Annotated in this window: 23 protein-coding genes and 1 pseudogene; 12 read left to right on the top strand and 12 right to left on the bottom strand. The window is 65.7% G+C overall.

What is annotated here, in order from left to right; translation table 11 throughout:
- Nucleotides 1-6: 6 nt before the first annotated feature.
- Together HFL01S_RS22540 and recJ are read left to right on the top strand one after the other, a co-directional pair.
- Entirely contained in the window at nucleotides 7-957 is a 951-nt protein-coding gene (locus HFL01S_RS22540; protein ID WP_066263083.1) for a hypothetical protein, read from the top strand.
- Complete coding sequence (gene recJ, locus HFL01S_RS22535; protein WP_066263076.1) at nucleotides 954-2,690, top strand: single-stranded-DNA-specific exonuclease RecJ; 1,737 nt, start codon at nucleotides 954-956, stop codon at nucleotides 2,688-2,690. The genes HFL01S_RS22540 and recJ overlap by 4 nt, the downstream gene beginning before the upstream one ends.
- Before the next feature lie 313 nt (nucleotides 2,691-3,003).
- Here the strand turns inward: recJ and HFL01S_RS22530 are convergent, their stop codons facing one another.
- Together HFL01S_RS22530 and HFL01S_RS22525 are read right to left on the bottom strand one after the other, a co-directional pair.
- Nucleotides 3,004-3,741, bottom strand: a complete 738-nt coding sequence (locus HFL01S_RS22530) for a LytR/AlgR family response regulator transcription factor (protein WP_066263074.1) — start codon at nucleotides 3,739-3,741, stop codon at nucleotides 3,004-3,006.
- A gap of 34 nt (nucleotides 3,742-3,775) precedes the next feature.
- Nucleotides 3,776-4,837 carry a sensor histidine kinase gene (locus HFL01S_RS22525; RefSeq protein ID WP_066263072.1) on the bottom strand — a complete coding sequence of 354 codons (1,062 nt, stop codon included), beginning with the start codon at nucleotides 4,835-4,837 and terminating at the stop codon, nucleotides 3,776-3,778.
- 111 nt (nucleotides 4,838-4,948) lie between these two features.
- Between HFL01S_RS22525 and argH the strand changes: the two genes are divergently transcribed.
- The 5 genes from argH to HFL01S_RS22500 all read left to right on the top strand — a co-directional run bounded on the left by argH (nucleotide 4,949) and on the right by HFL01S_RS22500 (nucleotide 9,998).
- The gene (gene argH, locus HFL01S_RS22520; RefSeq protein WP_066263069.1) at nucleotides 4,949-6,382 is read left to right on the top strand and encodes an argininosuccinate lyase; all 1,434 of its coding nucleotides are present in this window, start codon (nucleotides 4,949-4,951) and stop codon (nucleotides 6,380-6,382) included.
- A gap of 312 nt (nucleotides 6,383-6,694) precedes the next feature.
- A complete protein-coding gene (locus tag HFL01S_RS22515; RefSeq protein WP_169802368.1) occupies nucleotides 6,695-7,567 on the top strand; it encodes an HDOD domain-containing protein in 873 nt (290 codons plus the stop codon).
- 47 nt (nucleotides 7,568-7,614) lie between these two features.
- Complete coding sequence (locus HFL01S_RS22510) at nucleotides 7,615-8,124, top strand: hemerythrin domain-containing protein (RefSeq protein ID WP_066263065.1); 510 nt, start codon at nucleotides 7,615-7,617, stop codon at nucleotides 8,122-8,124.
- Between the two features lie 27 nt (nucleotides 8,125-8,151).
- Nucleotides 8,152-8,667 (top strand): DUF2867 domain-containing protein, encoded by a 516-nt coding sequence (locus HFL01S_RS22505; protein WP_066263059.1) that lies wholly within the window; start codon nucleotides 8,152-8,154, stop codon nucleotides 8,665-8,667.
- A gap of 128 nt (nucleotides 8,668-8,795) precedes the next feature.
- Nucleotides 8,796-9,998 (top strand): ammonium transporter, encoded by a 1,203-nt coding sequence (locus HFL01S_RS22500; protein WP_066153121.1) that lies wholly within the window; start codon nucleotides 8,796-8,798, stop codon nucleotides 9,996-9,998.
- Between the two features lie 10 nt (nucleotides 9,999-10,008).
- On the opposite strand, the pseudogene HFL01S_RS25815 reads toward HFL01S_RS22500, so the two are convergent.
- The 3 genes and pseudogenes from HFL01S_RS25815 to HFL01S_RS22485 form a co-directional block, all read right to left on the bottom strand.
- Nucleotides 10,009-10,963: pseudogene (locus tag HFL01S_RS25815) on the bottom strand (low temperature requirement protein A).
- Nucleotides 10,964-10,973: 10 nt separating this feature from the next.
- Nucleotides 10,974-11,603 carry an NADPH-dependent F420 reductase gene (locus HFL01S_RS22490; protein WP_066263054.1) on the bottom strand — a complete coding sequence of 210 codons (630 nt, stop codon included), beginning with the start codon at nucleotides 11,601-11,603 and terminating at the stop codon, nucleotides 10,974-10,976.
- A 12-nt stretch (nucleotides 11,604-11,615) separates the two neighbouring features.
- Nucleotides 11,616-12,386, bottom strand: a complete 771-nt coding sequence (locus HFL01S_RS22485) for a type 1 glutamine amidotransferase domain-containing protein (RefSeq protein ID WP_066263048.1) — start codon at nucleotides 12,384-12,386, stop codon at nucleotides 11,616-11,618.
- Between the two features lie 107 nt (nucleotides 12,387-12,493).
- Here HFL01S_RS22485 and HFL01S_RS22480 point away from each other — a divergent pair, with 107 nt between their 5' ends.
- Nucleotides 12,494-13,393, top strand: a complete 900-nt coding sequence (locus HFL01S_RS22480) for a LysR family transcriptional regulator (RefSeq protein WP_066263044.1) — start codon at nucleotides 12,494-12,496, stop codon at nucleotides 13,391-13,393.
- A 10-nt stretch (nucleotides 13,394-13,403) separates the two neighbouring features.
- On the opposite strand, the gene HFL01S_RS22475 is transcribed toward HFL01S_RS22480, so the two are convergent.
- The 5 genes from HFL01S_RS22475 to HFL01S_RS22455 all read right to left on the bottom strand — a co-directional run bounded on the left by HFL01S_RS22475 (nucleotide 13,404) and on the right by HFL01S_RS22455 (nucleotide 17,082).
- Complete coding sequence (locus HFL01S_RS22475) at nucleotides 13,404-14,510, bottom strand: C1 family peptidase (RefSeq protein WP_066263042.1); 1,107 nt, start codon at nucleotides 14,508-14,510, stop codon at nucleotides 13,404-13,406.
- 12 nt (nucleotides 14,511-14,522) lie between these two features.
- Nucleotides 14,523-14,813, bottom strand: coding sequence for a hypothetical protein (locus tag HFL01S_RS22470; protein ID WP_066263040.1), 291 nt, complete (start codon nucleotides 14,811-14,813; stop codon nucleotides 14,523-14,525).
- 89 nt (nucleotides 14,814-14,902) lie between these two features.
- A complete protein-coding gene (locus HFL01S_RS22465; protein ID WP_066263038.1) occupies nucleotides 14,903-15,238 on the bottom strand; it encodes an EmrE family multidrug efflux SMR transporter in 336 nt (111 codons plus the stop codon).
- Between the two features lie 54 nt (nucleotides 15,239-15,292).
- A complete protein-coding gene (gene prfH / locus HFL01S_RS22460) occupies nucleotides 15,293-15,937 on the bottom strand; it encodes a peptide chain release factor H (protein ID WP_066263035.1) in 645 nt (214 codons plus the stop codon).
- A complete protein-coding gene (locus tag HFL01S_RS22455; protein ID WP_066263033.1) occupies nucleotides 15,934-17,082 on the bottom strand; it encodes an RNA ligase RtcB family protein in 1,149 nt (382 codons plus the stop codon). Before HFL01S_RS22455 ends, prfH begins: the two co-directional genes overlap by 4 nt.
- A gap of 341 nt (nucleotides 17,083-17,423) precedes the next feature.
- Between HFL01S_RS22455 and HFL01S_RS22450 the strand changes: the two genes are divergently transcribed.
- Complete coding sequence (locus HFL01S_RS22450; RefSeq protein ID WP_066263031.1) at nucleotides 17,424-17,765, top strand: low molecular weight protein tyrosine phosphatase family protein; 342 nt, start codon at nucleotides 17,424-17,426, stop codon at nucleotides 17,763-17,765.
- Entirely contained in the window at nucleotides 17,762-19,258 is a 1,497-nt protein-coding gene (locus tag HFL01S_RS22445; RefSeq protein WP_157539044.1) for an MFS transporter, read from the top strand. Before HFL01S_RS22450 ends, HFL01S_RS22445 begins: the two co-directional genes overlap by 4 nt.
- Nucleotides 19,259-19,270: 12 nt before the next feature.
- Here the strand turns inward: HFL01S_RS22445 and HFL01S_RS22440 are convergent, their stop codons facing one another.
- Nucleotides 19,271-19,480, bottom strand: coding sequence for a putative motility protein (locus HFL01S_RS22440; RefSeq protein ID WP_066263027.1), 210 nt, complete (start codon nucleotides 19,478-19,480; stop codon nucleotides 19,271-19,273).
- A 169-nt stretch (nucleotides 19,481-19,649) separates the two neighbouring features.
- On the opposite strand from HFL01S_RS22440, the gene HFL01S_RS22435 reads away from it, so the two are divergent.
- Both HFL01S_RS22435 and HFL01S_RS24870 read left to right on the top strand, forming a co-directional pair.
- On the top strand, nucleotides 19,650-20,192 hold the full coding sequence (locus HFL01S_RS22435; RefSeq protein ID WP_066263025.1) for a GNAT family N-acetyltransferase: 543 nt from the start codon (nucleotides 19,650-19,652) through the stop codon (nucleotides 20,190-20,192).
- A gap of 50 nt (nucleotides 20,193-20,242) precedes the next feature.
- Entirely contained in the window at nucleotides 20,243-22,075 is a 1,833-nt protein-coding gene (locus HFL01S_RS24870; protein ID WP_084383574.1) for an AIPR family protein, read from the top strand.
- Between the two features lie 32 nt (nucleotides 22,076-22,107).
- On the opposite strand, the gene HFL01S_RS22430 is transcribed toward HFL01S_RS24870, so the two are convergent.
- Nucleotides 22,108-23,640, bottom strand: coding sequence for an AMP-binding protein (locus tag HFL01S_RS22430; RefSeq protein WP_066263021.1), 1,533 nt, complete (start codon nucleotides 23,638-23,640; stop codon nucleotides 22,108-22,110).
- Nucleotides 23,641-23,648 lie beyond the last annotated feature (8 nt).

Raw genomic sequence — 23,648 nt, 5'->3', positions numbered from 1 at the left:
CCCTCCGTGCCCCACCACCTGCTGATCCCCTTTGCCGCCGCCAGCGCCCCCGAATGCCAAGCGCTGCTGCCCGGTCTGAAACTACCCAACCTGCAGGCCCTGCTGGCCCACCTGGCCGAGCAGCCCGCCGACCGGGGCGACGACCACCAGCTCACACCCCCGCACGAGCGGGCCCTGGCCCGCGCACTGGGCCTGCCGGTGGCCGACGGACAGATTCCCTGGGCCGCCGCACAGAGCGAAGCCCCCACCGTGCCCCAGGCCTGGTTCAGCCTCTGCCACTACCAGGTGGGTATGGAGCAGGTGACGCTGCTGCCCGGCGCGCAGCTGGCGATGGACGACGCCGACTCGCGCGCCCTGTTCGAGGCCTTCGAGCCGATGTGCGCCGAAGACGGCCTCACGCTGCGGCGGGAGAGCGCCACCGAGTGGCACGCCAGCGGCGAACCGCTGCGCGGCATCGCCTGCGCCAGCCTGGACCGGGTGAGTGGCCGCATGGTGGACGCCTGGCTGGCCGAGAGCCCCGCCAACCCGGCCGGCGCGCGCCTGCTCAAGCGCCTGCAGAGCGAGGCGCAGATGCTGTTCTACACCCACCCGGCGCACGACGCCCGCACCGCGCGTGGCCTGCTGCCCGTCAACGGCTTCTGGGTGCACGGCGCGGGCGCGCTGGACACGTCCCCGGCACTGGCTGAGGCCCCGGACATGCCCGACACCCTGCGCCAGGCCGCGCTGCGCGGCGACTGGGCTGGCTGGACCGCCGCATGGCAGGCGCTGGACACGGGCGAGATTGCCGCACTGCTGTCAGCCGCCCAGCGCGGCGAGCCCGTCACCCTGACGCTCTGCGGCGAACGCCACGCCCGCACCTGGACCACCGCACCGGCCGGCGCCTTCGCGCGCCTCGGCCGTTCGATCAAGCAGCTGTTCGGCAGCGCGCCGGTCAGCGATACCCTGAAAGACCTATGAAGATCATCACCCGCGACGTGCCGCCGCGCGCCGCCTGGGCGCTTGAGCAGGCCGGCCTGCACCCGCTGCTGGCCCGCCTGTTCGCCGCCCGCGGCATCACCGCCAAAGAGCAGCTGGACGACGCGCTGTCCCTGCTGATCCCGCCCGCGCAGATGCTGAATGCCACCACCGCCGCGAAGCAGCTGGCCGACGCCATGGCCGCGGGACAGCGCCTGTGCATCGTGGCCGACTACGACTGCGACGGCGCCACCGCCTGTGCCGTGGGCGTGCGCGGGCTCAAGCTGCTTGGCGCACCGATGAGCTGGGACAAGGTCGAGTACCTGGTACCCGACCGCGTGACCGACGGCTACGGCCTCACGCCCTCGATCGCGCAGCGCGTCAAGCTGCGCGGCGCCGACTGGCTGGTCACGGTGGACAACGGCATCGCCAGCGTGGCCGGCGTGCGTGCCGCGCGCGAGGCCGGTCTGAACGTGCTGGTGACCGACCACCACCTGCCTGCGGTCATCGACGGCGCCGTGACGCTGCCGACCGACTGCACCATCGTCAACCCCAATCAGCCGGGTTGCGGCTTCGATAGCAAGAGCATCGCGGGCGTGGGCGTGATGTTCTATGTGCTGCTGGCGCTGCGGGCCGAGCTTCGTGAGCGCGGGGTGTTCGACGCGAAGACCCAGCCCAAGATCGACACGCTGCTGCCGCTGGTGGCGCTGGGCACGGTGGCCGACGTGGTGAAGCTCGATGCCAACAACCGCCGCCTGGTGGCGCAGGGCCTGAAGCGCGTGCGCGCCGGCGCGATGCCGCCGGGCATGGCCGCGCTGTTTGCGGTCGCGGCGCGCCAGCCGGCCAAGGCCAGCGCCTTCGACTTCGGCTTTGCCCTCGGCCCACGCCTGAACGCGGCCGGCCGTCTGGCCGACATGACGCTGGGCATCGAGTGCCTGCTGACCGACGACGCCAGCCGCGCCGACGAACTCGCGCGCACGCTCGACGGCATCAACCGCGAGCGCAAGACGATTGAAGGCGAAATGCGCGAGCAGGCGCTGATGATCGTGGAGGAGCTGTTCGACGAGAGCGAAGCGCCGCCGCCGGCCATCACCGTGTTCGACCCCGACTTCCACGAGGGCGTGGTCGGCATCGTGGCCTCGCGCCTGAAGGACAAGCTGCACCGCCCGACCTTCGTGTTCGCGGCCAGCGGTGCCGAAGGCAAGGAGCACGAACTCAAGGGATCGGGCCGCTCCATCCCGGGCTTCCACCTGCGCGACGCGCTGGACCTGGTCGCCAAGCGCCACCCGGGCGTGCTGCTGCGCTTCGGCGGCCACGCCATGGCCGCCGGCTGCACGATTGACGAAGAACACATCGACACCTTCGAGCAGGCCTTTGCACAGGTCGCCCACGAGTGGCTGGACGCCGCCACGCTGCAGCGCCGGCTGGAAGCCGATGGTGCGCTGGACAAGCAGTACCGGCGTGCGGACCTGGTGGACACACTGCACGCCGAGGTCTGGGGCCAGGGCTTTGCGCCGCCGGTGTTCTGCGAGGAGGTGCAGGTGCTGAGCCAGCGGCTGGTGGGTGAGAAGCACCTCTCGGTGAAGCTCAAGCACCAGGGCGACCCGGTGGACGGCATCTGGTTCGGTCACACGGAGCCTTTGCCTTCGACCGTCAAGATCGCTTTTCGTCTGGATGCGGACGAGTGGCAGGGGCAGCGGCGGGTTCGCTTTCTGATCGAGGCGGCGGAGGTCTGACTTGCCGTTGTTGCACCTCGCGGGCTGCCGAGGTCACGGCACTCTGCGCCGCTCATGTCCCCCGAACCCGGCTGCGCCGGGTTCTCCTCCTTTACTTCGCTCTGCAAAGCACCATGCCCTCGGCATCCATTGAAGCAATGGATCTCCCCGACTGGCGCCCGCCAGGAGGTCGGCGGTGGCTGGGGTGACCGGCGCAGCGAAGTAAAGGAGGAGGATCGGGCACAGCCCGATCCGGGGGACATGAGCGGAGCCGGTCACCCCAGTCGCCGTCGACCGGAGCCCCGCCAACACCAACAAAGCGGAGAACAAACGGTCAACCGACCAAGGATTCGCGAACAGCCGCCAGCTGACGGCGCGACACCGCCAGCCGCTCGTCGCAGCCATCGAGGCGCACCGTCCAGCCCTCACCCTCGACCGGGTCGTTGTGCTTCTCCACCGCCCGCACACAACGCCGCGCCACCAGCGCATTGCGGTGCACCCGCACGAACAGGTGCGCGTACTTCTGCTCCAGATCGCTCAGCGCGCCGTCGTAGATGTGCTCCTTTTCGGCCGTGCGCACGGTGATGTACTTCAGCTCGGCTTTCAGGTAAATCACCTCCGACAGCGCCACCCGCTCGCTGCGGCCCCGCTCCTGGATCAGCAGGCTCTCCGAACCACCGCCCGATTCCGAAGGCTCCGCCGTCATCAGCCGCTGCACCTTCTGCAGGGCCTGCTGCAGGCGCTCCAGACGCACCGGCTTGGTCAGGTAGTCGACCGCCTCCAGCTCGAAGGCATGCACCGCGTGCTCGGCGTGCGCGGTCACGAACACCACACGGGGCGGAGCGGCCATGGTGCGCAGGTTCTCCGCCAGTGCGATGCCGTCCACGCCCGGCATGTGGATGTCCAGCAGCAGCAGGTCGCAGGGCGCGCGCTGGATCTGGTCCATCGCCAGCACCGCGTTGCCGGCCTCGCCGACCACCTCGGCGCGCGGATCGTTGCAGTCGCCCAGCAGCGTGCGCAGCCGCGACCGCGCCAGCGCTTCGTCGTCCACGATCAGTACCTTGAGTGCCATGTCACGCTCCATTGATCCCTGCGTCCAGAATGTCTTATATCGGTATTTCGAGTCGAACCTGGTACACCCCGTTGACCAGCGCCGACTGGAACCGGCCCTCGACATCGTGCAGCAGCGCCAGCCGCTGGCGCACATTGTCCTGTGCCAGCCCGTGCCCCGGTGGACCACTGCCGGCGGGCACGGTGTTGGTCACCTTGATCACCACCATGCCGCCGCGGCGCTTGGTGGTGATGCGCACCGTGGCCCCGGTCGGGCTGGGTTCGACGCCGTGCTTGACCGCATTCTCGACCAGCGGCTGCAGGATCAGCGGTGGCAGCTTCGCGCCTGCCGCTTTCGGGTCCAGGTTCCACTCCAGGCGCAGGCGGTCGCCAAAGCGCACCTGCTCGATCGCCAGGTAGTGCTCGGCCAGCGCCAGCTCCTGCGACAGCGGCACCGCCTCCTGCGAATCTGCCAGGGCGTGGCGGAACAGCTCGCTCAGGTCTTCCAGCAAGGCTTCGGCCTTGGCGGGCTCAGCGCGCACCAGTGCGATGGCGCTGTTGAGCGTGTTGAAGAGGAAGTGCGGCCGGATGCGTGCCTGCAGCTCGGCCAGGCGCGCCGTGGTGCCGGCCGGGGCCTTGGCCCGCAGGCGCCAGACCAGGCCCGCCACGAGCACGGTCGCGACCAGCGCGCCGCTGGCGGCGCTGGCCAGCCAGGGGGCCGGCGAAACCAAGCCCGTCCAGACCAGCATGCCGCAACCATAGATCGCCGAGACCGCGCCCAGCACGATGCCGGCCGCCCACTGGGCCGGCATGGGCAGCTGTGCCAGCTGGCGCTTGAGCGCGCAAGTCACCAGCAGCCAGATCAGCACCGAGGGGAGCGTGGCCGCCGTCAGCACCGCCAGCGTCTCCAGCCAGCCGACCAGACTCTGCGCACCATACAAGGCCGCCACCCAGGCGATCGCCTGCACGAACAGCACCGCGCGCAGCACCACGCCCAGTTGACAGGTGTCGTACACCAGCTCGACGTCGCGCCGATGCTCGGGCATCTGCGACAGCGGCAGCGTGCCCATGGTCGACGACAGGTCCTGGAAGCTCGATAAAATTCGGGAGTCCCGCATGGCTCGCACTATAGGTTGTCGCCGTCAGACCGCATCGGCCACAGCGCCCGGGCCCATTCCTCCAGGCGCACGCGCCGCCCTCCGATCCCTTCTCTCGCCGCTGGCACCACCATGTCCACCAACCAACTCGACAAAAAATCCGAAGCCTGGTCCGCCTTATTCTCGGAGCCCATGAGCGAGCTGGTCAAGCGCTACACCGCCAGCGTGTTCTTCGACAAACGCCTCTGGCTGGCCGACATCACCGGCAGTCTGGCCCACGCCGAGATGCTTGCCGCGCAGCACATCATCGCCGCCAGCGACCTGGCCGATATCCAGCGCGGCATGGCGCAGATCCGCTCGGAAATCGAAGCCGGCACGTTCGAGTGGAAGCTCGATCTGGAAGACGTGCACCTGAACATCGAGGCGCGCCTGACCCAGCTGGTGGGCGACGCCGGCAAGCGCCTGCACACCGGCCGCTCGCGAAACGACCAGGTGGCCACCGACGTGCGCCTGTGGCTGCGCGACGAGATCGACCTGATCAGCGACCTGCTCAAGGAACTGCAGGTCGCACTGGTCGATGTGGCCGAGCAGAACGTGGAAGTGATCCTGCCCGGTTTCACCCACCTGCAGGTGGCGCAGCCGGTGAGCTTCGCGCACCACCTGCTGGCCTATGTGGAAATGTTCAGCCGCGACGCCGAGCGCATGGCCGACGTGCGCCGCCGCACCAACCGCCTGCCGCTGGGTTCGGCGGCACTGGCCGGCACCACCTACCCGCTGGACCGCGAGCGCGTGGCCAAGACACTGGGCATGGAAGGCGTGTGCCAGAACAGCCTGGACGGCGTGAGCGACCGCGACTTCGCGATCGAGTTCACCGCCGCCGCCAGCCTGTGCATGGTGCACATCAGCCGCTTCAGCGAAGAGCTGATTTTGTGGATGAGCCAGAACTTCGGCTTCGTGAAGATCGCCGACCGCTTCACCACCGGCTCGTCCATCATGCCGCAGAAGAAAAACCCCGACGTGCCCGAACTGGCGCGCGGCAAGACCGGCCGCGTGGTCGGCCACCTGATGGGCCTGATCACCCTGATGAAGGGCCAGCCCCTGGCCTACAACAAGGACAACCAGGAAGACAAGGAGCCGCTGTTCGACACCGTCGACACGCTCAAGGACACGCTGCGCATCTTCTGCGAGATGGTGGGCGGCCAGCCCAACCCGGCCACCGGCGCCAAGGAAGGCGGCATCACAGTCAACGCTGCCGCCATGGAGGCCGCGGCCAACAAGGGCTACGCCACCGCCACCGACCTGGCCGACTACCTGGTCAAGAAGGGCCTGCCCTTCCGCGACGCGCACGAAACCGTGGCCCACGCCGTCAAGGCCGCCACCAGCCACAACTGCGACCTGTCCGAGCTGCCACTGACCGTGCTGCAGGGCTTCAACGCCTCGATCGAAAAAGACGTGTACGAATGCCTGAGCCTGCGCGGCAGCCTGAACGCGCGCAACACCCTGGGTGGCACGGCGCCGGCACAGGTGAAGGCGCAGATCGCGCGCCACCGCGCCCGCTTCGCCTGACCCCATCGACCGCTCAAGATTGGGCTGAATCGGTCGATCCATTCCTGGTTCAATCCGTAATGGTGCGGGTTGCCAAAAGGAATGGGGGTCCCAGTGTCTTTTTTCTCTTTTTTTAGTCAGCAACCAGCAAAGGCGGTATCTGAACACGGAAAAACGGCACGCAGCCTCCCCCCCACCCGGGCAACTGCTGCCGCGGTCCCCTCGGTTGCGGCGCACTCGCCACTGTTGCCAGAAGTGCCCATTCCGCCAGAACTGAGCGCATACCAATGGCTCACCGAGCAAAACCTGGATCCCTCGCGCCGGGATGCCCTGTTGAAAGCCATCAAAGACATCCCGCGCCCCCCACGCTCGATGCAGAAGCTGCTGTCGCCAGAGTTCGTGGCCAAAGCAGGTTCGACCGAACTCAGCGAACTGGTGATGGGTGAGCCACTGATCGCAGCCAAAGTGCTGTCCACGGTGAATGCACCCCTCTACGGCCTGCAAAAGCCGGTCACCAGCATCGGGCAGGCGGTGACCTTTCTGGGCATGAACACTGTGCGCAGCCTTTGCCTGCAGTACATGCTGGCCGAGGCCTTCAAGCCCAAGCTGGCCGAAACACAGCGCTGGCTCGACGCGATCTGGCGCGCCAGTGCCATCGCCAGCGAACTGTGCGTGCGGCTGGGCAAGACGCTGAATCTGCCCGACCAGGGCAGCCTCTCGACCCAGGTCGTGCTCAGCTTCGTTGGACAACTCACCACTGCGTCATTGATTCCAGCCGGCGGTGTTGAGAAGTGGTTGAAATGCGACCGTTTGCTGCGCGCCCACACCGAACAGGAGTTGCTGGGCCTGAACGCCAGCGAAATCGGCAGCTTGCTGATGAAATCCTGGGACCTGCCGGAGAGCCTGATCGATGAGGTCCGTGGCGTCGGTCGCCAGCTGGTCACCCCTTTCATGGTGACCGACCGCGCCCGAGCCCCGCGCTTTGCGCTGGCCTATCTCTGCGCCCGGCTGGGCGAGCGCTTCGCACTCGGCGAGCTCGACAGCCTGGAAGGCTACGACCCGGCGCTGGACATCGCCGCCGACACCCACCACCTGCGTGCCAGCCTGGCCCACCCCGTGCTGGCCCGGCTTGACCAGGCGCTGGCCGCTCCCGATCTGCAGGCCGCGCTAGACGAGATGCTGGGCCGGAGCACCGCCGCAGCTTGACCACCATCAAGCACCTGCGAGGTGGTTTGCCGCTACAGTGACGCCCCATGGACGCGACCACCACCCCCGAAGCCCCCGCCCAGGCCACCACCGGCCTGGACTGGACCCCGCAGCTGCAGACCGGCGACGGCCGCATGGACGACACCCACGAAGAGTTCGTGGAGATGCTCAACCGCCTGCTCGCCACCCCGCAGGACCAGCAGCTGCCGCTATACCTTGAATTTGTCGAGCACACCAAGGAGCACTTCGCCCAGGAAGAGCGATGGATGGTGGCCACCGGCTTCGCGCCCGACAACTGCCACGCCGGCCACCACGCCACCATCATGGAAACGCTGCACGCCGTGGTGGAGCACTACGAAAAAGACGACAAGGAAATCATCACCCGCCTGGCCGAGGCGCTGGTCGAGTGGTTCCCGCAGCACGCCGCCACCATGGACGCCGGCTTGGCGCTGCACATGAAGGACGTGGGCTTCGACTCCCGCACCGAAACCCTGGCCGACCCGAGCCGGGTGCGCCCGGCCACCATGAGCGGCTGCGGCAGCGTCAGCTGCTCCTGACCGCCGCCGCGCGGCTACAGTGGGCGGATGAACACGCCCATCGCCGTCTCCCCGCCTGCGGGCAGCCGCATCGCCCAGCGCCTGGAAGGCGCCGACTTCTTCGACGCCTGGGCCATCGCCGCCGACGACCCGACGCTGAGCGCGCTCGGCCAGTTCCTGAAATCGGCCCGGGCCACCCCGCGCTGGGTCGATGCCTGCATGACGCTGCGCAACCGCGCGGTGCGGCTTGTGGGCCTGAAGAACCTGGGCGAACTCTCCGGAATCAACCCGACCCGGCCAGATACCGACTACCAGCCCGGCGACCGCGTGGGCATCTTCACCCTGTTCGAGAACACACCCGACGAGGTGCTGCTGGGCGACCGCGACAAGCACCTGGACGTGGTGGTTTCGGTGCATTGCACCCGCCCGGCCGGCCAGCCCGTGCGCGTGACCGTCACCACCGTGGTGCACACCAAGAACCTGTTGGGGCGGCTGTACATGCTGCCGGTCAAACCCATGCACAAGCTGATCGCGCCGTCGGTGCTGCGCGCGATCGGTGCATGACGCACCACACCCATCGACAAACCTCTCCATTGGTGCGTTTTTTGCTTTGACATGGTGCGATTCGCCATGCAGACCCTGTTTTGGCGCCAATCACGCACCAAAACAAGCTTTCTGCACGGAGATTCCTCATGGACGCACTCAAACAGGGCGCCGATGCCCTGTTCATCCTGCTCGGCGGGATCATGGTTCTGGCCATGCACGCCGGTTTCGCTTTTCTGGAGCTCGGCACGGTTCGCAAGAAGAACCAGGTCAACGCCCTGGTCAAGATCCTGGTCGACTTCTCGGTATCGACCATCGCCTACTTCGTCGTCGGCTACGGCGTCGCCTACGGCACGCACTTCTTCATCGGCGCCGAAACCTTGGCCCAGAAGAACGGCTACGACCTGGTCAAGTTCTTCTTCCTGCTGACCTTCGCCGCCGCCATCCCGGCGATCATCTCCGGCGGCATTGCCGAACGCGCCAAATTCTGGCCGCAACTGATCGCAACGGCCGTCATCGTCGGCTTCTTCTATCCGTTCTTCGAGGGCATCGCCTGGAACGGTCACTTCGGCGTGCAGGCCTGGATCGAAGCCACCACCGGCGCCACGTTCCATGATTTCGCCGGCTCCATCGTGGTGCACGCGGTCGGCGGCTGGATCGCCCTGCCCGCGGTCATCTTCCTGGGCGCCCGCGCCAACCGCTACCGCAAGGACGGCGGCATCTCGGCCCACCCGCCTTCGAACATCCCCTTCCTGGCCCTGGGCGCCTGGATCCTCTGCGTGGGCTGGTTCGGCTTCAATGTGATGAGCGCGCAGACGCTGGACAAGATCTCCGGTCTGGTCGCGGTCAACTCGCTGATGGCCATGGTCGGCGGCACGCTGGCCGCGCTGATCGCCGGCAAGAACGACCCCGGCTTCGTGCACAACGGCCCGCTGGCCGGTCTGGTGGCTGTGTGCGCTGGCTCGGACCTGATGCACCCGCTGGGCGCGCTGGTGGTCGGTGCCGTGGCGGGCCTGCTGTTCGTGGTGATGTTCACCGCCACGCAGAACCGCTGGAAGATCGACGACGTGCTGGGCGTCTGGCCGCTGCACGGCCTGTGCGGCACCTGGGGTGGCATAGCGGCCGGCATCTTCGGCCAACAGGCGCTGGGCGGCCTGGGTGGCGTCAGCTTCGGCGCGCAGCTGCTGGGAACTGCGATGGGCGTGACCTGGGCGCTGCTGGGCGGGACGGTGGTCTACGGGCTGCTCAAGCTCACGCTGGGCCTGCGGCTGGACCAGGAAGAGGAATACGACGGCGCCGACCTGAGCATCCACAAGATCAGCGCCACACCGGACCGCGAAGTGAGCTGGTGAAGCTCTCGCCTCAGGGGTGCGCGCGCGGCTCGCCCGCCCGCTTCATCAAACGGAGGCCCAGCCCGGCCAGCGCCAGCCCGCCCAGGTAAATCGCGCCGGACGTGATGGTGAGCGCGCCGGGCGCCGACAGCGCCACGGTGCCGGCCGCCAGACTCGCGATGCCCATGTAGAGCGGCACATGGCCGTAGGCCCAGAGGCGCAGGCGCCGGCCGCCCACCGCGTCAGCGATGTGGCGCTCGCCCTGTCCCTTGACGCGGTGGAAGTAGAGCAGCCACAGCCCGAAGCTCAGCGCCGCACCGACCAGCGCCGCCACCGCTGACGAGAGATGCAGGTGCTCGCCGTGGTCCAGCGCGTGCACCACCGCGGCCATGCCTTCGCCCAGCAGGATGATGGTGAACAGGCCGAAGCGCTCGGGCAGGTGCTCGGGGTGCGGCGGCACCGCCGCCGTGTGCCGCGCCACCAGCCAGGGTGAGGCCAGGTCCAGCACCAGCGCCAGTCCCCACACCGTCCAGCGAAGCGGCTCGGACACCGCGCCGGCCAGCCACAGCAGCGCCTGCAGCGCGTAGAGCGTGGCGTACACGCGGATCAGCCCGGCGGCGCCGCGCCAGCGCCAGCAGCGCCTTGAAAGCCGCGATGCCGCCACCGAACGCCCAGGCGCGATCACTCAGCGGGTCCGACACGCCGTAGCCGATCAGCGCGACCGCCACGATCTGCAAGAAGCCCAGGCCGCGCCGACGGCCACTGTCGTCATCGAAGCGCGTGGCGTGGAAGGTGTGGCCCAGCCAGCACCACCACATCGCCAAGAAGGCCAGCGCGAACACCAGCGCCCCAGCCAGGTCGTAGTGGTGCGCGTAGGCGCCCGAGAGCTGCGCCACCGCCACCACAAACACCAGGTCGAAGAACAGCTCGAACCAGGTCGCCTTGCGGCCCTCGGCGTACCGGGGCAGGTCATCGCGGTTGGTCATCGGCAACCCCTCAGCCACGGCGCAGCAGCCCGAAGGCGAAGCGCCGGCCCATGCCCTGGCGGAACGCGAGGTGGATCCAGGTCATGGCGAACGGCTCCAGATAGCGCGCGACCATCAGCGGCCCCATGTCCACCGCCTCGAAGCCGATCAGCGTGGCCAGCGCCATCACGCGCTGACGCGCCTCGGCGTCGTCGCCGCAGACCGGCATCATGGGCAAGCCCCCGGCGTAGGCCGCATCGGCCATGTTTTCGGCGCCGGTGCTGTTGAAGGCCTTGACCACGCGCGCGCCCCGGGCCTGCTGCGCCAGCACCTCGGCGCCCGAGGTGGTGGTGCCCAGGGTCAGTCCAGCCAGGCCCGGCGCCAGCGGGTTGGTGGCGTCCACCAGCACCCTGCCCTGCCAGTCGGTCACGCTCTGCGCAATGCCAGCCGTGGCCGCGTGGGGCACGGCCAGGATGACCAGATCGCTGACGGCGATCGCGTCGTGGGTGGTCGTCAGGCGCGCCCTCTCGCCCAGCGCCGCGACGGCTGCCGCGTATTTCTGAGGCTCCGGCACGCCGAAGACCACGGTTTCGCCACGCCGGGTCAGAGCCTGACCCAGCGCCATGCCGACGTTGCCGGCACCGATGATGGCAATGCTCATGGTCGTGCTCCTTCAGCGCCCCAACGCCTCGACCACCAGGCGCGCCGTCTCCTCGCCCGAGAAGTTCTGCTGCCCGGTAATCAGGTTGCCGTCGCGCACCGCGAAGCCGCGCCACAGGCCCGCCTGCACGTAGTTGGCGCCGACCTCCTTGAGGCGGTCCTCGATGCGCCAGGGCATCACATGCTTGTCGCGCGGCAGCAGGCCGTAGCTCCAGACGGCGTTGTCGGCGAAGTCTTCCTCGCAGTTGGCGAAGCCGGTCACCGTCTTGCCCTTGGCGATCAGCTCGCCGTCCGGGCCCTTGGCATAGGCCAGCACCGCCACGCCGTGGCACAGCGCGGCCGCGACCTTGCCCGCGTTGTGGAAGGCGGCGAACTTTGCGTGAAGGTCGGTCGCCTGCTCGAAGCTGAACATTGGCGCCTGGCCGCCAGCCACCACGATGGCGTCGAAGGCGGCCACGTCGATTTCGGCCACCTTCTTCGTGTTCTCCACCAGCGCCTTGAGTTCGGGCGTGTGGATGAAGCCCTGGCTGATCAGGTCGGTCTTGCTGTAGCCGCTGGCGTCGTTGGGGTCGCTCATGCCGTCGGCCTCGCACTTCCCGCCGTCGGGGCTGAACACCTCGACCGCGTAGCCGGCCTCGGTAAACACGTGGTACGGGTGAGTCAGCTCGCTCCACCAGAAGCCCACTGGCCAGCCGGTGGTGGTGGACACGGCGGGATTGGCGATGACGATGGCCACGCGCTTGCGGGCGTTGGGGTTCACGGTGTTGGGGTCTCTGAGGCTCATGGCGGTCTCCTGGAAAGGTTGAAGTGGGAACGGGTCGCAGTCTCCGCCGTTTCATAATTCATATAAATCCAGAAAAATGCGACTATCTGTTGCATTTAATGACAACAATGGAACTCAGCCACCTCGACACCTTCGTGAAAGTCGTGCAGACCGGCAGCTTCACCCGCGCGGCCGAGCAGTTGCACACCCAGAAGGCCCACGTCTCGCGCGTGGTCAGCCAGCTGGAAGCCGACCTGGGCGTGCGCCTGCTGGAGCGCACGACGCGTTCGCTCTCGCTCACCGAGGTCGGGCGCGAATTCTTCGAGCGCGCCGTCGGCATCCTGGGCGCGGCCGAGGACGCGCGGCGCGCAGTGCAGCAGGCGCAGGGCGAGCCGCGCGGCACGCTGCGCCTGACCTGCGGCGTGGAGTTCGGGATGCTCGCGGTCAACGGCTGGGTGCGCGACTACCTGATCCGCCACCCCGGCGTGAACGTCGACCTGGAGATGACCGGGCGGGTGGTGGACATCGTGCACGAGGGCTTCGACCTGGCCGTGCGCGTGGGCCCGCTGGCCGATTCGACCCTGGCGGCGCGCAAGCTGGGTGACCTGCACTACGGACTGTTCGCCGCGCCGGCCTATGCCACCCGGCGCGGTCTGCCCGAGGCGCCGGAACAGCTCGCGGCCCACGACATCGTGCAGTTCTCCGGCGCGCGGCGGCGCCTGGTGTGGAGCTTCACGCGCGGCGGCCAAGCGCAAAGCGTCGAGCCCGCGGCGCGCCTGAAAGTCAACAACAACTTCGCAGTGCGCGACGCCGCGCTCGACGGGCTGGGCATCGCGCAGCTGCCGCTGTTGCTCGCGCAGCCCGAGGTCACGGCCGGCCGGTTGCGGTCAGTGATGTCGGACTGGCAGCTGCCACCTGCGCCGGTGCACGCCGTGTTCGCCAGCGCGCGCTACCTGACGCCCAAGGTGCGCGCCTTCATCGACCTCGCAGCCATTCGTTTCGGCCCCGGCTCCGACACGCGGACCTGAGCCCCAGGTCTCACTCTTCTTCCTCTTCCTCACTCTCTTCGAGCGAGTAGTCGTAACCGTCTTCGCCGCAGAACTCTTCCGACAGTTCGTCAAGCGCTTCGAGGAAACCCTCCTGGTCCTCGACCAGCAGGTAGAACTCGCCGAACTGGATGAAGGTCCCGTCGTCGTCCTCGTCGACTTCCCAGTCGAAGAAGTACTCGTCCTCCGACTCGACCCACTCTTCCACCAGCGCTTCGAGCCGCTCCAGGAACTCGTCGGTGTCCTCGGTGTAGACGTAGTAGTCGTAGATCTGGAGGTACTCGTCGTCGTAGAAGTACGAGTCGTCGCCGTCGACCTCGATGCCCTCGCTGTAGTCCAGGTTCTGCACCGACTTGATCACCCAGCTGTCGTGGGCGTTGTAATCGTCGTGCATCACGTAGTCGTACGGGATGTAGCAGTAGCCCTTGTGGCCCCACTCATCACCCCAGGAGTTGCGCACGATGAAGACCCGGTCGATGTCCGAATATCCCACGCAGAGCATCGCGTGCCAGCCGTGCTCCTCGCGCGTGCGGGCATTCTTCTTGGGCATGGGCACACGGCCCCGGTTGCGGCTGGCGTCGTCGAAATTGCTGAAGGTGTTGAGCGCGAACGCAATCGGGTAGCCGTCCGCCAGCGTCTCTTTCCACAGCTGCAGATCGGTGTCCACCGCCTCGGCTTCGACGATGCAGAACTCGCCGCCCTGCGTGTAGGCGTCTTCGTCCGGCTCGTCGTTGATCATGTCCTCGTCGTTGGGCCACATCTGCTCAGAGCAGGCGCCGTACTCCATCAGCCCCTTGATCGCGGAGTGCATGTAGGAGCCGCCGTCTTCATCGTGGCTGTCGTCGATGTAGCGCGCGTTGTAGTAGATGTAGAGGCGGCTGACGTCTTCCGAGTCGCCCAGCTCTCGCTTGGCCAGGTACTCGTAGGCCCCCGCCATGGCGTTGGCCACGCAGCTGTTGCCGACTTGGGTTTCGATCGAGGTCAGGAACTTGCGCAGGTCCACCCGCTGGGGCAACTGCTTGTGACGCTTGCTGCGCGCGCGGCGCTTGGCGTCATCCGGCACCTTGCCGATCTTGTAGCCACCGTAACGTTTGTCCATGGTGAGGGGTTCTCAGGTGAGGCTGCTGGATTTGAGGAACAACACCACCAGCAGCACCACAAAGAGCAGCGGAATGAGGGACACCCACAGTGCCGGCGTGTACAGGCTTTTGGCGAACAGCACCCAGGACACGATCTGGGTCAGGATGATCGAGGCCGGGATCGCCAGCACCGTCCAGAACAGCGTCCACGTACGCGTGGTGGCCCCGGAGTCGAACATCATGGGCGAGAACATCGCCATGTAAAGCGCTGGCAGCAGGGCCAGGGAAGCGAGCACGTTGACGACGATGACCAGGAACTTCATGGACGGCTTTGCACGGCCGGGATGTCCGGCGCGAATGCAACAAATTGTAAACAACTCATCCCGTCGCTGCCGTCTGGGCAAACCCGAAATCAGTGCGCCACCGACTTAGAGAACAGGTTGATCACCACGACGCCCGCGATGATCAGGCCCATCCCCAGCAGGGCTGGGCCGTCCAGCGTCTGGCCGAACACCCACCACGCGATCAGCGAGATCAGCACGATGCCCACGCCCGACCAGATGGCATAGGCCACGCCGGTCGGCACGCTGCCCAACGTCTGCGCCAGACAGTAAAACGAAATCGCGTAGCCGATCACCGTGGCCACGCTGGGCCATAGGCGGGTGAAACCTTGGGATGTCTTGAGCAGGGAGGTGGCGATCACCTCGGCGACGATGGCCGCGCCGAGGTACAGGTAGGCGGCTTTCATGGAGGGAATTTACCCCCGCCACATGCGTCCCCACGGGACCACCCGGACGCCAGATCAGGGGACCGCCAGCCGTTCCACAAAGCGCTCCCCGACGAACGTCCTCACGGCGTTGCCCCGCTCCACATCCTGGTGCTGGCGCCAGCGCTGGTCGCGCGCTGCGCTGGCGGCCGCGTCTGCCAGCGCAGTCAGCTTGTGCGCCAGCAGCGCCCGCGCCAGGCGCTTGTTGGCGTGCTGGCTGCGCTCGGTCTGCACCTTCACGCTCAGGCCACTGGGCATGTGCGTGGCCCGCACGGCCGAGTCGGTCTTGTTGACGTGCTGACCGCCCGGCCCGCTGGCGCGCACCGCCTCAAAGCGGATGTCGCGGTCGTCGAGTTCGTCAGACCCGTCGCCCGCTTCACCCGTGTCGAACACCGCGCCGCCGATGAACCAGTTCTTGCGCCCATGCCGAGGTCGGTACGGGCTGGGGCAGACCCACAGCAGGCTGCCGCTCCAGCGACTCGCCACGCACCCGGCGCCCTCGCCCTCCAGCGCCAGCAGCACCGAGCGCAGGTTGCCACGCACCTCGCTGTCCACCTGCTCCAGCAGTTCCACACGCACACCCGCCGCCTCGCACTCGCGCAGCAGCTGCGCCAGCGCCTTGCGCACCGCCAGGCAGCATTCCTCCGGCCCGGTGTTGGCCGTCAATTGCAGCAGCATCATTCGCAGCACTCCCCACGCGTCTTGTAGGTCAGCACCGGCTTCGTGCGCGCGATCAGCGCCACCAGCCCGGCCCCAACCAGCGCTTGCACGACGCTGTCGATGGCCTTGTAGGCCTGCGGCGCTTCCTCGTAGATCAGTTGCCGGTCGTTGCAGATCACGCGGCTGCCCAGCGCCGTGCGGCCCATCTGCGTGGGCGTCATCAGCTTGAACAGCCGGTCCTTGCAGGCCGAGCGGATCCACTTGCGGCCGGCCCCGTGCGCCAGCGAGTGCAGCGTGTCGTCGCTGATGGCCAGCGGCTGCACCAGGTAGCTGTGATCGCCGCGCGAACCGGGGATCAGCACCGGCCCCTGGTCCGACGGCGTCGCGCCCTTGCGGTGCAGCCAGCCCGTCGCGCCGAGCATCTGCGCGGGCGCCACGAAGTTGTGGTGCACGTCGAGCACCCGCTGCCCATCGGCTCGCACATTCGCCAGCAAGCGCTGCGCGACCAGTTCGCGGTTGCACAGCGCGTAGCGCAAGGCCGCGCCGTGCTGCGCGAGGTAGGCCTCGGCTTCGGGCGTGCCGTCGACCAGCCCGCGGTGCCCGAAGGTGTCCACATGGCTGCGCAGCACGCGCTCGCCCAGACCGCGCGAACCGGTGTGCACCAGCAGCAGCAAACGTTTCGCCTCGATGCCCAGCGCGGACAGCGCGTCCGCGTCGAACACCGTGTCCACCTGCTGGAACTCCGCAAAGTGGTTGCCACCGCCGATGGTGCCCAGCGACGCATCGTGCGCGCCGGGCATCACACCGTGCGCCGCCATCGCCTGCGCACGCAGCGCCTCGTCTTCCATCGCGCCGTCGATGTTGCCCACGCGGCGGTCCAGCTTGTCGAGGCTGACCGAAGCCGCCTTCAGATCGGTCTGCCACAGCGCCATGCCGCAGCCGATGTCGTTGCCGACCAGCGCGGGATAGAACCGCCCCACCGAGAAGAAGGCCGCGCCCACCGGGTAGCCCCGACCAGGGTGCAGATCGGGCATGCCGGCGACGCGCTGCATGCCTTCGAGTTGTGACGTGGTGACCAGCTGCGCCAGTGCAGCGTCTTCCATCCACGTCGTGTCGGACGCGACCACGCAGGCGCGGTCCGACAGGGTTCTGACAAAGTTGCCCATGAAAAATCCAGATTCAAAAACGTTGAAACCGGACCGGGACAGACGCGCGCACCACAACCCACCGCGCAACGCGAACGCGTTGCCGGCCAGCCATGGGCGCGGAACAACAGAGAGGGGGGCGTCTTAGACCGACAGCCCCGCCACCGCTGACCCAGCCCACAGGGAGGTCATGTTGTTTTGCATGTGCTTCTCCTGGTGAGTGGTTGAGGGGGTGGGCGCTTGCGCGCACGGTGCATCGGGGACGATGACTGCGCGAAGCGAGGGGCGAACTGTAGCGGTCCTGCGACGAAGCGCGCAAGCGGATCGGACGCAGCTGATGCCTTTTGGCGACACTCTCGTCGATGCAAAGGAAACAACAGAACGTCCTCTTCGTCTGCAGCCGCAACCAGTGGCGCAGCCCCACGGCCGAGCAGGTCTGGCGGCGGCATCCGCAGCTGAATGTGCGCTCGGGCGGCACCAGCCCCAGTGCGCGCCACACGGTTTCGGACGCCGACGTCGAGTGGGCCGACGTGGTGATCGTGATGGAGCACAAGCACAAGTCGCGGCTCGTCGCGGACTTCGGTGACCTTCTGGCTGACAAGCCCGTTCACGTGCTCGACATCCCCGATGAGTACAAGTACATGGACCCCGAGCTGGTCGAGCTGCTGGTGCAGTCGGTCGGCAGCCTTCTGAACATCGAATGACCACACACTCCAAAGCCACCCCCCGCGAATGGTGGGGCCTGGCCGTGATCGCCCTGCCCTGTCTGGTCTATGCCATGGACCTGACGGTGCTGAACCTCGCGGTGCCGGCGCTCAGCCGCGCGCTGGCGCCCAGTGCCTCGCAACTGCTGTGGATCATCGACATCTATGGCTTTCTGGTCGCCGGCTTCCTCATCACCATGGGCACGCTGGGCGACCGCATCGGGCGCCGCCGTCTGCTGCTGATCGGCGCGGCCTTCTTCGCCGCCGCCTCGGTGCTGGCCGCGTTCGCGCGCACGCCCGCCGAGCTGATCGTGCTGCGCGCGCTGCTCGGCATTGCCGGCGCCACGCTGGCGCCGTCCACGCTCTCGCTGATCCGCAACATGTTCCACGACGAGACGCAGCGCCAGTTCGCCATCGGCGTGTGGATCACCGCGTTCTCGGTCGGCAGCGCCATCGGCCCGCTGGTGGGCGGCTGGCTGCTGGAGCACTTCTGGTGGGGCTCGGTGTTCCTGCCCGCCGTGCCGGTGATGGTGTTGCTGCTGGTGCTGGGGCCGCGCCTGCTGCCCGAGTACCGCGACGAGAACGCCGGCCGCATCGACGCCGCCAGCGTGCTGCTCTCGCTGGCGGCTGTGCTCAGCACCATCTACGCCATCAAGGCCATGGCCGAGGCCGGCCCCAGCGCGGCGCGGCTGGCGCTGCTGGCCGCGGGCGTGGCGGTAGGCTGGGTGTTCGTGCGGCGCCAGCGGGTGATCGACTACCCGCTGCTGGAGCTGCGGCTGTTCGCCATCCCGACCTTCCGCACCGCCATCGTGGCCTACGCGCTGTCGTGCCTGGCCATGTTCGGCGTCTACATCTTCATCGCGCAGTACCTGCAGATGGTGCTGATGCTCACGCCGCTGCAGGCCGGCTGGGCCACCGTGCCCTGGGCCGGCGGCTTCGTGTTCGGCTCGATGGTGCTGGCACCCAAGATGGCCGCGCGCGTCGGCCCCGGGCCGGTGATGGTCTGGGGCCTGGCCGCTGCGGCCGTGGGCATGCTGCTGATGGTGGGCGCCGACGGCCCGTGGGCGTTGTGGGTGCTGGTGGCCGGCATGGTCGTGGTCAGCCTGGGCATGGCGCCGGTGTTTGCCGTGGGCACCGAGCAGATCATCACCTCGGCGCCGCCCGAACGCGCGGGTGCGGCCTCGTCCATCGCCGAAACCGCCTCGGAGTTCAGCGGCGCGCTGGGTATCGCGCTGTTCGGCAGCGCGGGCACGCTCATCTACCGCCACCAGCTGGGCGGCGCGGGGTTGGCCGATGTGCCTGCGCAGGCCCAAGGCACGCTTGGTGGCGCCCTGGAAGCCGCGAACCGGATGCCGCCGGAAACGGCTCAGGCGCTGGTGAGCGCCGCTCAGGCCGCCTTCACCGACGCGCTGCAGTTCACGGCGCTGGCCAGCAGCGTGCTGGTGCTGCTCGCCAGCGTGCTGGCGGCGCGCATGCTGCGGCGGCCGTCATAGCCGCTGCGCGGGTCACACCATCGCGTTGACCTGCGTGCCCACCGGGCCGCTGCCCGCCAGCGGCAGGTTGCCGGCCACGGAATTGAGCAGCGAGGCCGCGGCCGACTCCTGCGTCTGCATGGCCTCTTTGAGCACCTCTATCTGCACCTGCTGCTTGGTGGCGCCTTGGCCCATCTGGGCCACGCGGTCCACGACCAGGGCGGGAGAAACGGACATGTCCATGGGGAATCCTTTGAAGCTGTTCAGGAGCTATCGGCTGGTGGGCTGGGTGGCTTGAACCGGCGGCGCTACTGGCCCCTGTGCGCCGCTTGCCTCACTGGTAACAAAAAGAACAAAATGGCCGCAGAGCCATTCCGGCCAGACCACACGCATCGCCCGGGGAGGGAGCGACATGACACCAGAGGCACCGCCGCGCCGGTTTCACATCCGCGTTGACCGCGCACTCACGCACCCGCAAGTGCTCAGCCTGCTGGACGAACACCTGGCCGGCATGCGCGCCGCTTCCCCGCCCGAATGCGTGTTCGCGCTGGACCTGAACGGCCTGCGCCGGCCCGAGATCACCTTCCTCACCGCCTGGCGCCTTCCGCCGGACGCCGCGCCCGGCGCTGACCCCGAAGCCGTGGGCGAACTGGTCGCCATGGGCGCCCTGAAGGAACTGACGCCCACCACCGCCACCGAAGGCGGCCACGGCGAACTCAAGTCCATGCGCACCAGCGCGCGCCACCTACGCCAAGGCGCCGCGCAGGCCATCCTCACCGAGTTGCTGACCCTCGCACGCGAGCGCGGCTACGCGCGCGTCAGCCTGGAAACCGGCAGCACGCCGGCGTTTGAACCGGCGATCGCGATGTACCGGCGGTTCGGGTTTGTGGAATGTGGGCCGTTTGCGGATTACCGGAAGGATCCGTTTAGTCGGTTTATGGACCTTTTAACTTAGCAATCAAACAGCATCTTTAGCCATTCACCACAGACCCCTAGCCCAGAAAAATGAAAAACAACCAAGACCTTCAATACAGTTTTCTAGTCCAAGTACTTGACAATTTAGCTTCAGAAGCTCCAGAAAAATTTTCCAAAAAGTATCCTAAGCAATTAGTTGACGAAACGACAGTCAATCAGGTGCGCGCAAGGGCGTTGATTCACCTATTCCTCAAAGTTAAGTTCGGCATAACAAACTTTGAAGAGCGAGAGCAACAAGTGACTGATGGAAGTTACGATGGCGGAATCGACGGATACCATATAGACAACAACACAAAGAAGGTCTATTTCATACAAAGTAAATTTCGAACAACCGCCTCAAATTTCCACTCCAAGGAAATCGAACTAGAAGAAATTCTATCAATGGATATCGAAAGAATAACTAGCGGATTCGAAAATGACGAAAGCAACAATCCCTACAACGGAAAAATTAAACAACTTCAACGCCAAATACTAGAAATTCCGGACATTGGGCGATACAAGTATCAGATCGTCATTTTGGCCAACCTAAAGAATCCCCAAGAGAGCAAGATTAAGTCACTTTTAGGCGGCCTACCTTTCGAAATTGTAGATTCACAAAAAACCTATTCTGACCTAGTATTTCCAGTACTAAGTGGAACCTACTTTACAGCAAATGAACTAACAATTCCTATTGATCTCTCAAACAAGAACTCCGGCAGCAAAATTAGCTACGAAGCGAAAACAAAATTCGCGGAATGCCAAATCACAGGAATCTTTGTGCCCGCAATAGAAATTGCAAAGATTATGCACAAATACAAGAATGCCATTCTGCAATACAATCCTCGGAGCTACCTTGAACTAGATGGACAAGCTGTCAACAACGCAATTAGAACGACAATACTCGACTCCGAAACCAACGAATTAGCCTTATATAACAATGGCATCACCATGCTATCCGACGACACATCAATCAATGAAAGAATCGGACAAAAAGGGAAAGCTCAGCTTTATGTAAAGAATCCACAAATCATTAACGGCGGCCAAACATCATTTACGCTCAGCAGAATATATAGCGAATCACCAGAAAATGCTCCAGCCGTTTTCGGCGACAAAGAGATCATGCTAAAAGTGATCACCGTCGCAGAATGCTCCCAACAAAACAGAGAAAGACTGATCGATGAAATATCCGTTGCAACCAACAGGCAGACCGTCGTTATAAATGCCGACAGATTTTCTAACGATACATTTCACAAAAATCTACAACAAATCATCTTCTCTCAATATGGCCTACTGTACGAAAGAAAGCGCGGAGAGTTCTCCGACGGTGTAAGAGAACGATATATACATCCCACATCCATAATTGAGCGAAATAGCTTTTGGAGGATTTTTTATGCCGCAAACGGAAAACTCGACATCGCAGTGCAAAAACGCCTCTTTCAAAAGAACAAGTTTAACCCCTCAATATCAAAAGATTCAGCAGCACTAGACAGATGGCGAATTGGTTACGAAATTTTCACACAAATCAACTCGGAGACGCAAAATAGCATTAAATTTGGCTACGCACAATACGCCCAAATCTACGCTTGCATAGAATTATTTCCAGACATTTCAAAAATTGACCAAACACAAATCAAAAACGCATTGCACTCACCCAATGGCCTATGGCAGAACTTCATAGGTCAAGTGAAAAATCGAATTCAAAATAAGCCCGATAGCTTTGGCACTCATGCCTTTAACAAGAAAGGCGTTTTCAATTGGTCAAACTACTACAAGAGCAGAGATTTCATCCGAGATATAAAGCACTTTGTTAATACCCAATACAACAAAGCTGACAATCAAACCGACGATCAATTGAATGAGAAGTCGTTTTTCGATCCAAATTAATCAATACAATCTTGTTGCCAGCCAGATTCCGACTACTTCTGCCGTAACACTGTCTTCAACACCTTCCCATAGTTGTTCTTCGGCAACGCCTCGACAAACTCATACCGCTTGGGCCGCTTGAAGCGGGCGATCTGGTCCAGGCAGAAGGCATCGAGCGCCGTTGCATCCAGCGCCGCCCCCGGCTGCGGCACCACGAAGGCCACCACGATTTCGCCCCACTCGGTATCGGGCGCGCCGACCACCGCCACTTCGGCCACGCCGGGCGCGTTGAGCAGCACCTCTTCCACCTCGCGCGGGTAGATGTTGCTGCCGCCGCTGATGATGAGGTCCTTGCTGCGGTCCTTGAGGGTCAGGAAGCCGTCGGCGTCGAGTGCGCCCATGTCGCCGGTCCACAGCCAGCCGTCTCGGATGGCCTCCTGGGTGGCCTCGGGGTTGCGCCAGTAGCCGGCCATGACGCTGTCGCCGCGGATCAGCACTTCACCCACCCCGCCCACGGGCAGCGCCTGCCCGTCGGGCCCCGCGACGCGGATGCGCACGGGGGTCTGCGCCACGCCGACGGAGGCGATGCGTGCTTCGTGCCGCGGGTGCGCGGTGTCGGCCAGGTGGGCGCGGCTGAGGGCGGTGCCGGTCATGGGGCTTTCGCCCTGGCCGTAGATCTGCACGAAGCGCGGGCCCATGGTGCGCAGCGCGCGGCGGATGTCGGCGGCGTACATGGGCGCGCCGCCGTAGACGATGGTCTTGAAGCTCTGGCCGCACTGTTCGGGCGTGAGGCCCTGCGCCTCGGCCTCGTCGACGATGCGTTTGACGATGGTCGGGGCTGCGAACAGCGAGAGGGGCCCCAGCTGTCTGCCGAGCTCGAACAGTTCGGCCGCGTCGAAGCCGCCCGAAGCGGGCACCACGTGCCGCGCGCCGGCCATGAGGTGCGGGAGGGCGTAGAGGCCGGCCCCGTGCGACATGGGCGCGGCGTAGGCGATGGCGTCCTGCGGGGCGACGTGATCGACGTCGTTGAAGTAGCCCAGCCCCATGGTGAGCAGGTTGCGGTGCGTGATCATCACGCCCTTGGGCCGGCCGGTGGTGCCGCTGGTGTAGAACAGCCAGGCGGTGTCGTCGGGGGCGCGCTCCTCTATATATAGGTGGCCTTCGCCCTTCCCTGGGTCCACGTTGATCCAGGCGTCGCATTCGGCGCTGTCCACGTCCATCACACCGTCCAGCCCCGTGAGTGCCGCCGGGTCGGGCACGATGTCCGAGGTGACGAAGGCCCAGCGCGCCCCGGCGTTCTCCACGATCCACTGCACTTCCTTGAGGTGCAGCTTGGCGTTCACCGGCACCGCCACCAGCCCGGCCCACCAGGCGCTGAACAGCAGTTCCAAGTAGCGCGGGTGATTGCGCATGAACAGCACCACGCGGTCGCCGGGCTGCAGGCCTGCTGCACACAGGTGAGCACCCACTCTCTCAGCACGCATGGCCCACTGTTGGTGGGTGGCCACTGCCTGTGTGCCGTTGAAGATGGCGGGGCGGTCGGGGTGTTCGAGGGATTTGCGCAACAGCAGGTGGGCGAGGTTCATGAGGTCTC

The organism is Hydrogenophaga flava NBRC 102514, from assembly GCF_001571145.1.
In the GTDB taxonomy this organism is placed as follows: Bacteria; Pseudomonadota; Gammaproteobacteria; order Burkholderiales; family Burkholderiaceae_C; genus Hydrogenophaga; species Hydrogenophaga flava.
The sequence above is the reverse complement of the archived record's forward strand: the minus strand, read 5'-3'. Positions and strand labels throughout refer to the sequence as shown.

What these genes read in the sequence shown, in the direction of transcription:
- HFL01S_RS22470 (WP_066263040.1), bottom strand. Translation starts at nt 14,813, where the DNA reads ATGAAGTTCCTGGTCATCGTCGTCAACGTGCTCGCTTCCCTGGCCCTG.
- HFL01S_RS22530 (WP_066263074.1), bottom strand. Translation starts at nt 3,741, where the DNA reads ATGGCACTCAAGGTACTGATCGTGGACGACGAAGCGCTGGCGCGGTCG.
- HFL01S_RS22490 (WP_066263054.1), bottom strand. Translation starts at nt 11,603, where the DNA reads ATGAGCATTGCCATCATCGGTGCCGGCAACGTCGGCATGGCGCTGGGT.
- HFL01S_RS22455 (WP_066263033.1), bottom strand. Translation starts at nt 17,082, where the DNA reads ATGGGCAACTTTGTCAGAACCCTGTCGGACCGCGCCTGCGTGGTCGCG.
- HFL01S_RS22440 (WP_066263027.1), bottom strand. Translation starts at nt 19,480, where the DNA reads ATGGACATGTCCGTTTCTCCCGCCCTGGTCGTGGACCGCGTGGCCCAG.
- HFL01S_RS22445 (WP_157539044.1), top strand. Translation starts at nt 17,762, where the DNA reads ATGACCACACACTCCAAAGCCACCCCCCGCGAATGGTGGGGCCTGGCC.
- HFL01S_RS22500 (WP_066153121.1), top strand. Translation starts at nt 8,796, where the DNA reads ATGGACGCACTCAAACAGGGCGCCGATGCCCTGTTCATCCTGCTCGGC.
- argH (WP_066263069.1), top strand. Translation starts at nt 4,949, where the DNA reads ATGTCCACCAACCAACTCGACAAAAAATCCGAAGCCTGGTCCGCCTTA.
- HFL01S_RS22475 (WP_066263042.1), bottom strand. Translation starts at nt 14,510, where the DNA reads ATGGACAAACGTTACGGTGGCTACAAGATCGGCAAGGTGCCGGATGAC.
- HFL01S_RS22430 (WP_066263021.1), bottom strand. Translation starts at nt 23,640, where the DNA reads ATGAACCTCGCCCACCTGCTGTTGCGCAAATCCCTCGAACACCCCGAC.
- prfH (WP_066263035.1), bottom strand. Translation starts at nt 15,937, where the DNA reads ATGATGCTGCTGCAATTGACGGCCAACACCGGGCCGGAGGAATGCTGC.
- HFL01S_RS22465 (WP_066263038.1), bottom strand. Translation starts at nt 15,238, where the DNA reads ATGAAAGCCGCCTACCTGTACCTCGGCGCGGCCATCGTCGCCGAGGTG.
- HFL01S_RS24870 (WP_084383574.1), top strand. Translation starts at nt 20,243, where the DNA reads ATGAAAAACAACCAAGACCTTCAATACAGTTTTCTAGTCCAAGTACTT.
- HFL01S_RS22505 (WP_066263059.1), top strand. Translation starts at nt 8,152, where the DNA reads ATGAACACGCCCATCGCCGTCTCCCCGCCTGCGGGCAGCCGCATCGCC.
- HFL01S_RS22450 (WP_066263031.1), top strand. Translation starts at nt 17,424, where the DNA reads ATGCAAAGGAAACAACAGAACGTCCTCTTCGTCTGCAGCCGCAACCAG.
- HFL01S_RS22525 (WP_066263072.1), bottom strand. Translation starts at nt 4,837, where the DNA reads ATGCGGGACTCCCGAATTTTATCGAGCTTCCAGGACCTGTCGTCGACC.
- HFL01S_RS22485 (WP_066263048.1), bottom strand. Translation starts at nt 12,386, where the DNA reads ATGAGCCTCAGAGACCCCAACACCGTGAACCCCAACGCCCGCAAGCGC.
- HFL01S_RS22435 (WP_066263025.1), top strand. Translation starts at nt 19,650, where the DNA reads ATGACACCAGAGGCACCGCCGCGCCGGTTTCACATCCGCGTTGACCGC.
- HFL01S_RS22510 (WP_066263065.1), top strand. Translation starts at nt 7,615, where the DNA reads ATGGACGCGACCACCACCCCCGAAGCCCCCGCCCAGGCCACCACCGGC.
- HFL01S_RS22480 (WP_066263044.1), top strand. Translation starts at nt 12,494, where the DNA reads ATGGAACTCAGCCACCTCGACACCTTCGTGAAAGTCGTGCAGACCGGC.
- recJ (WP_066263076.1), top strand. Translation starts at nt 954, where the DNA reads ATGAAGATCATCACCCGCGACGTGCCGCCGCGCGCCGCCTGGGCGCTT.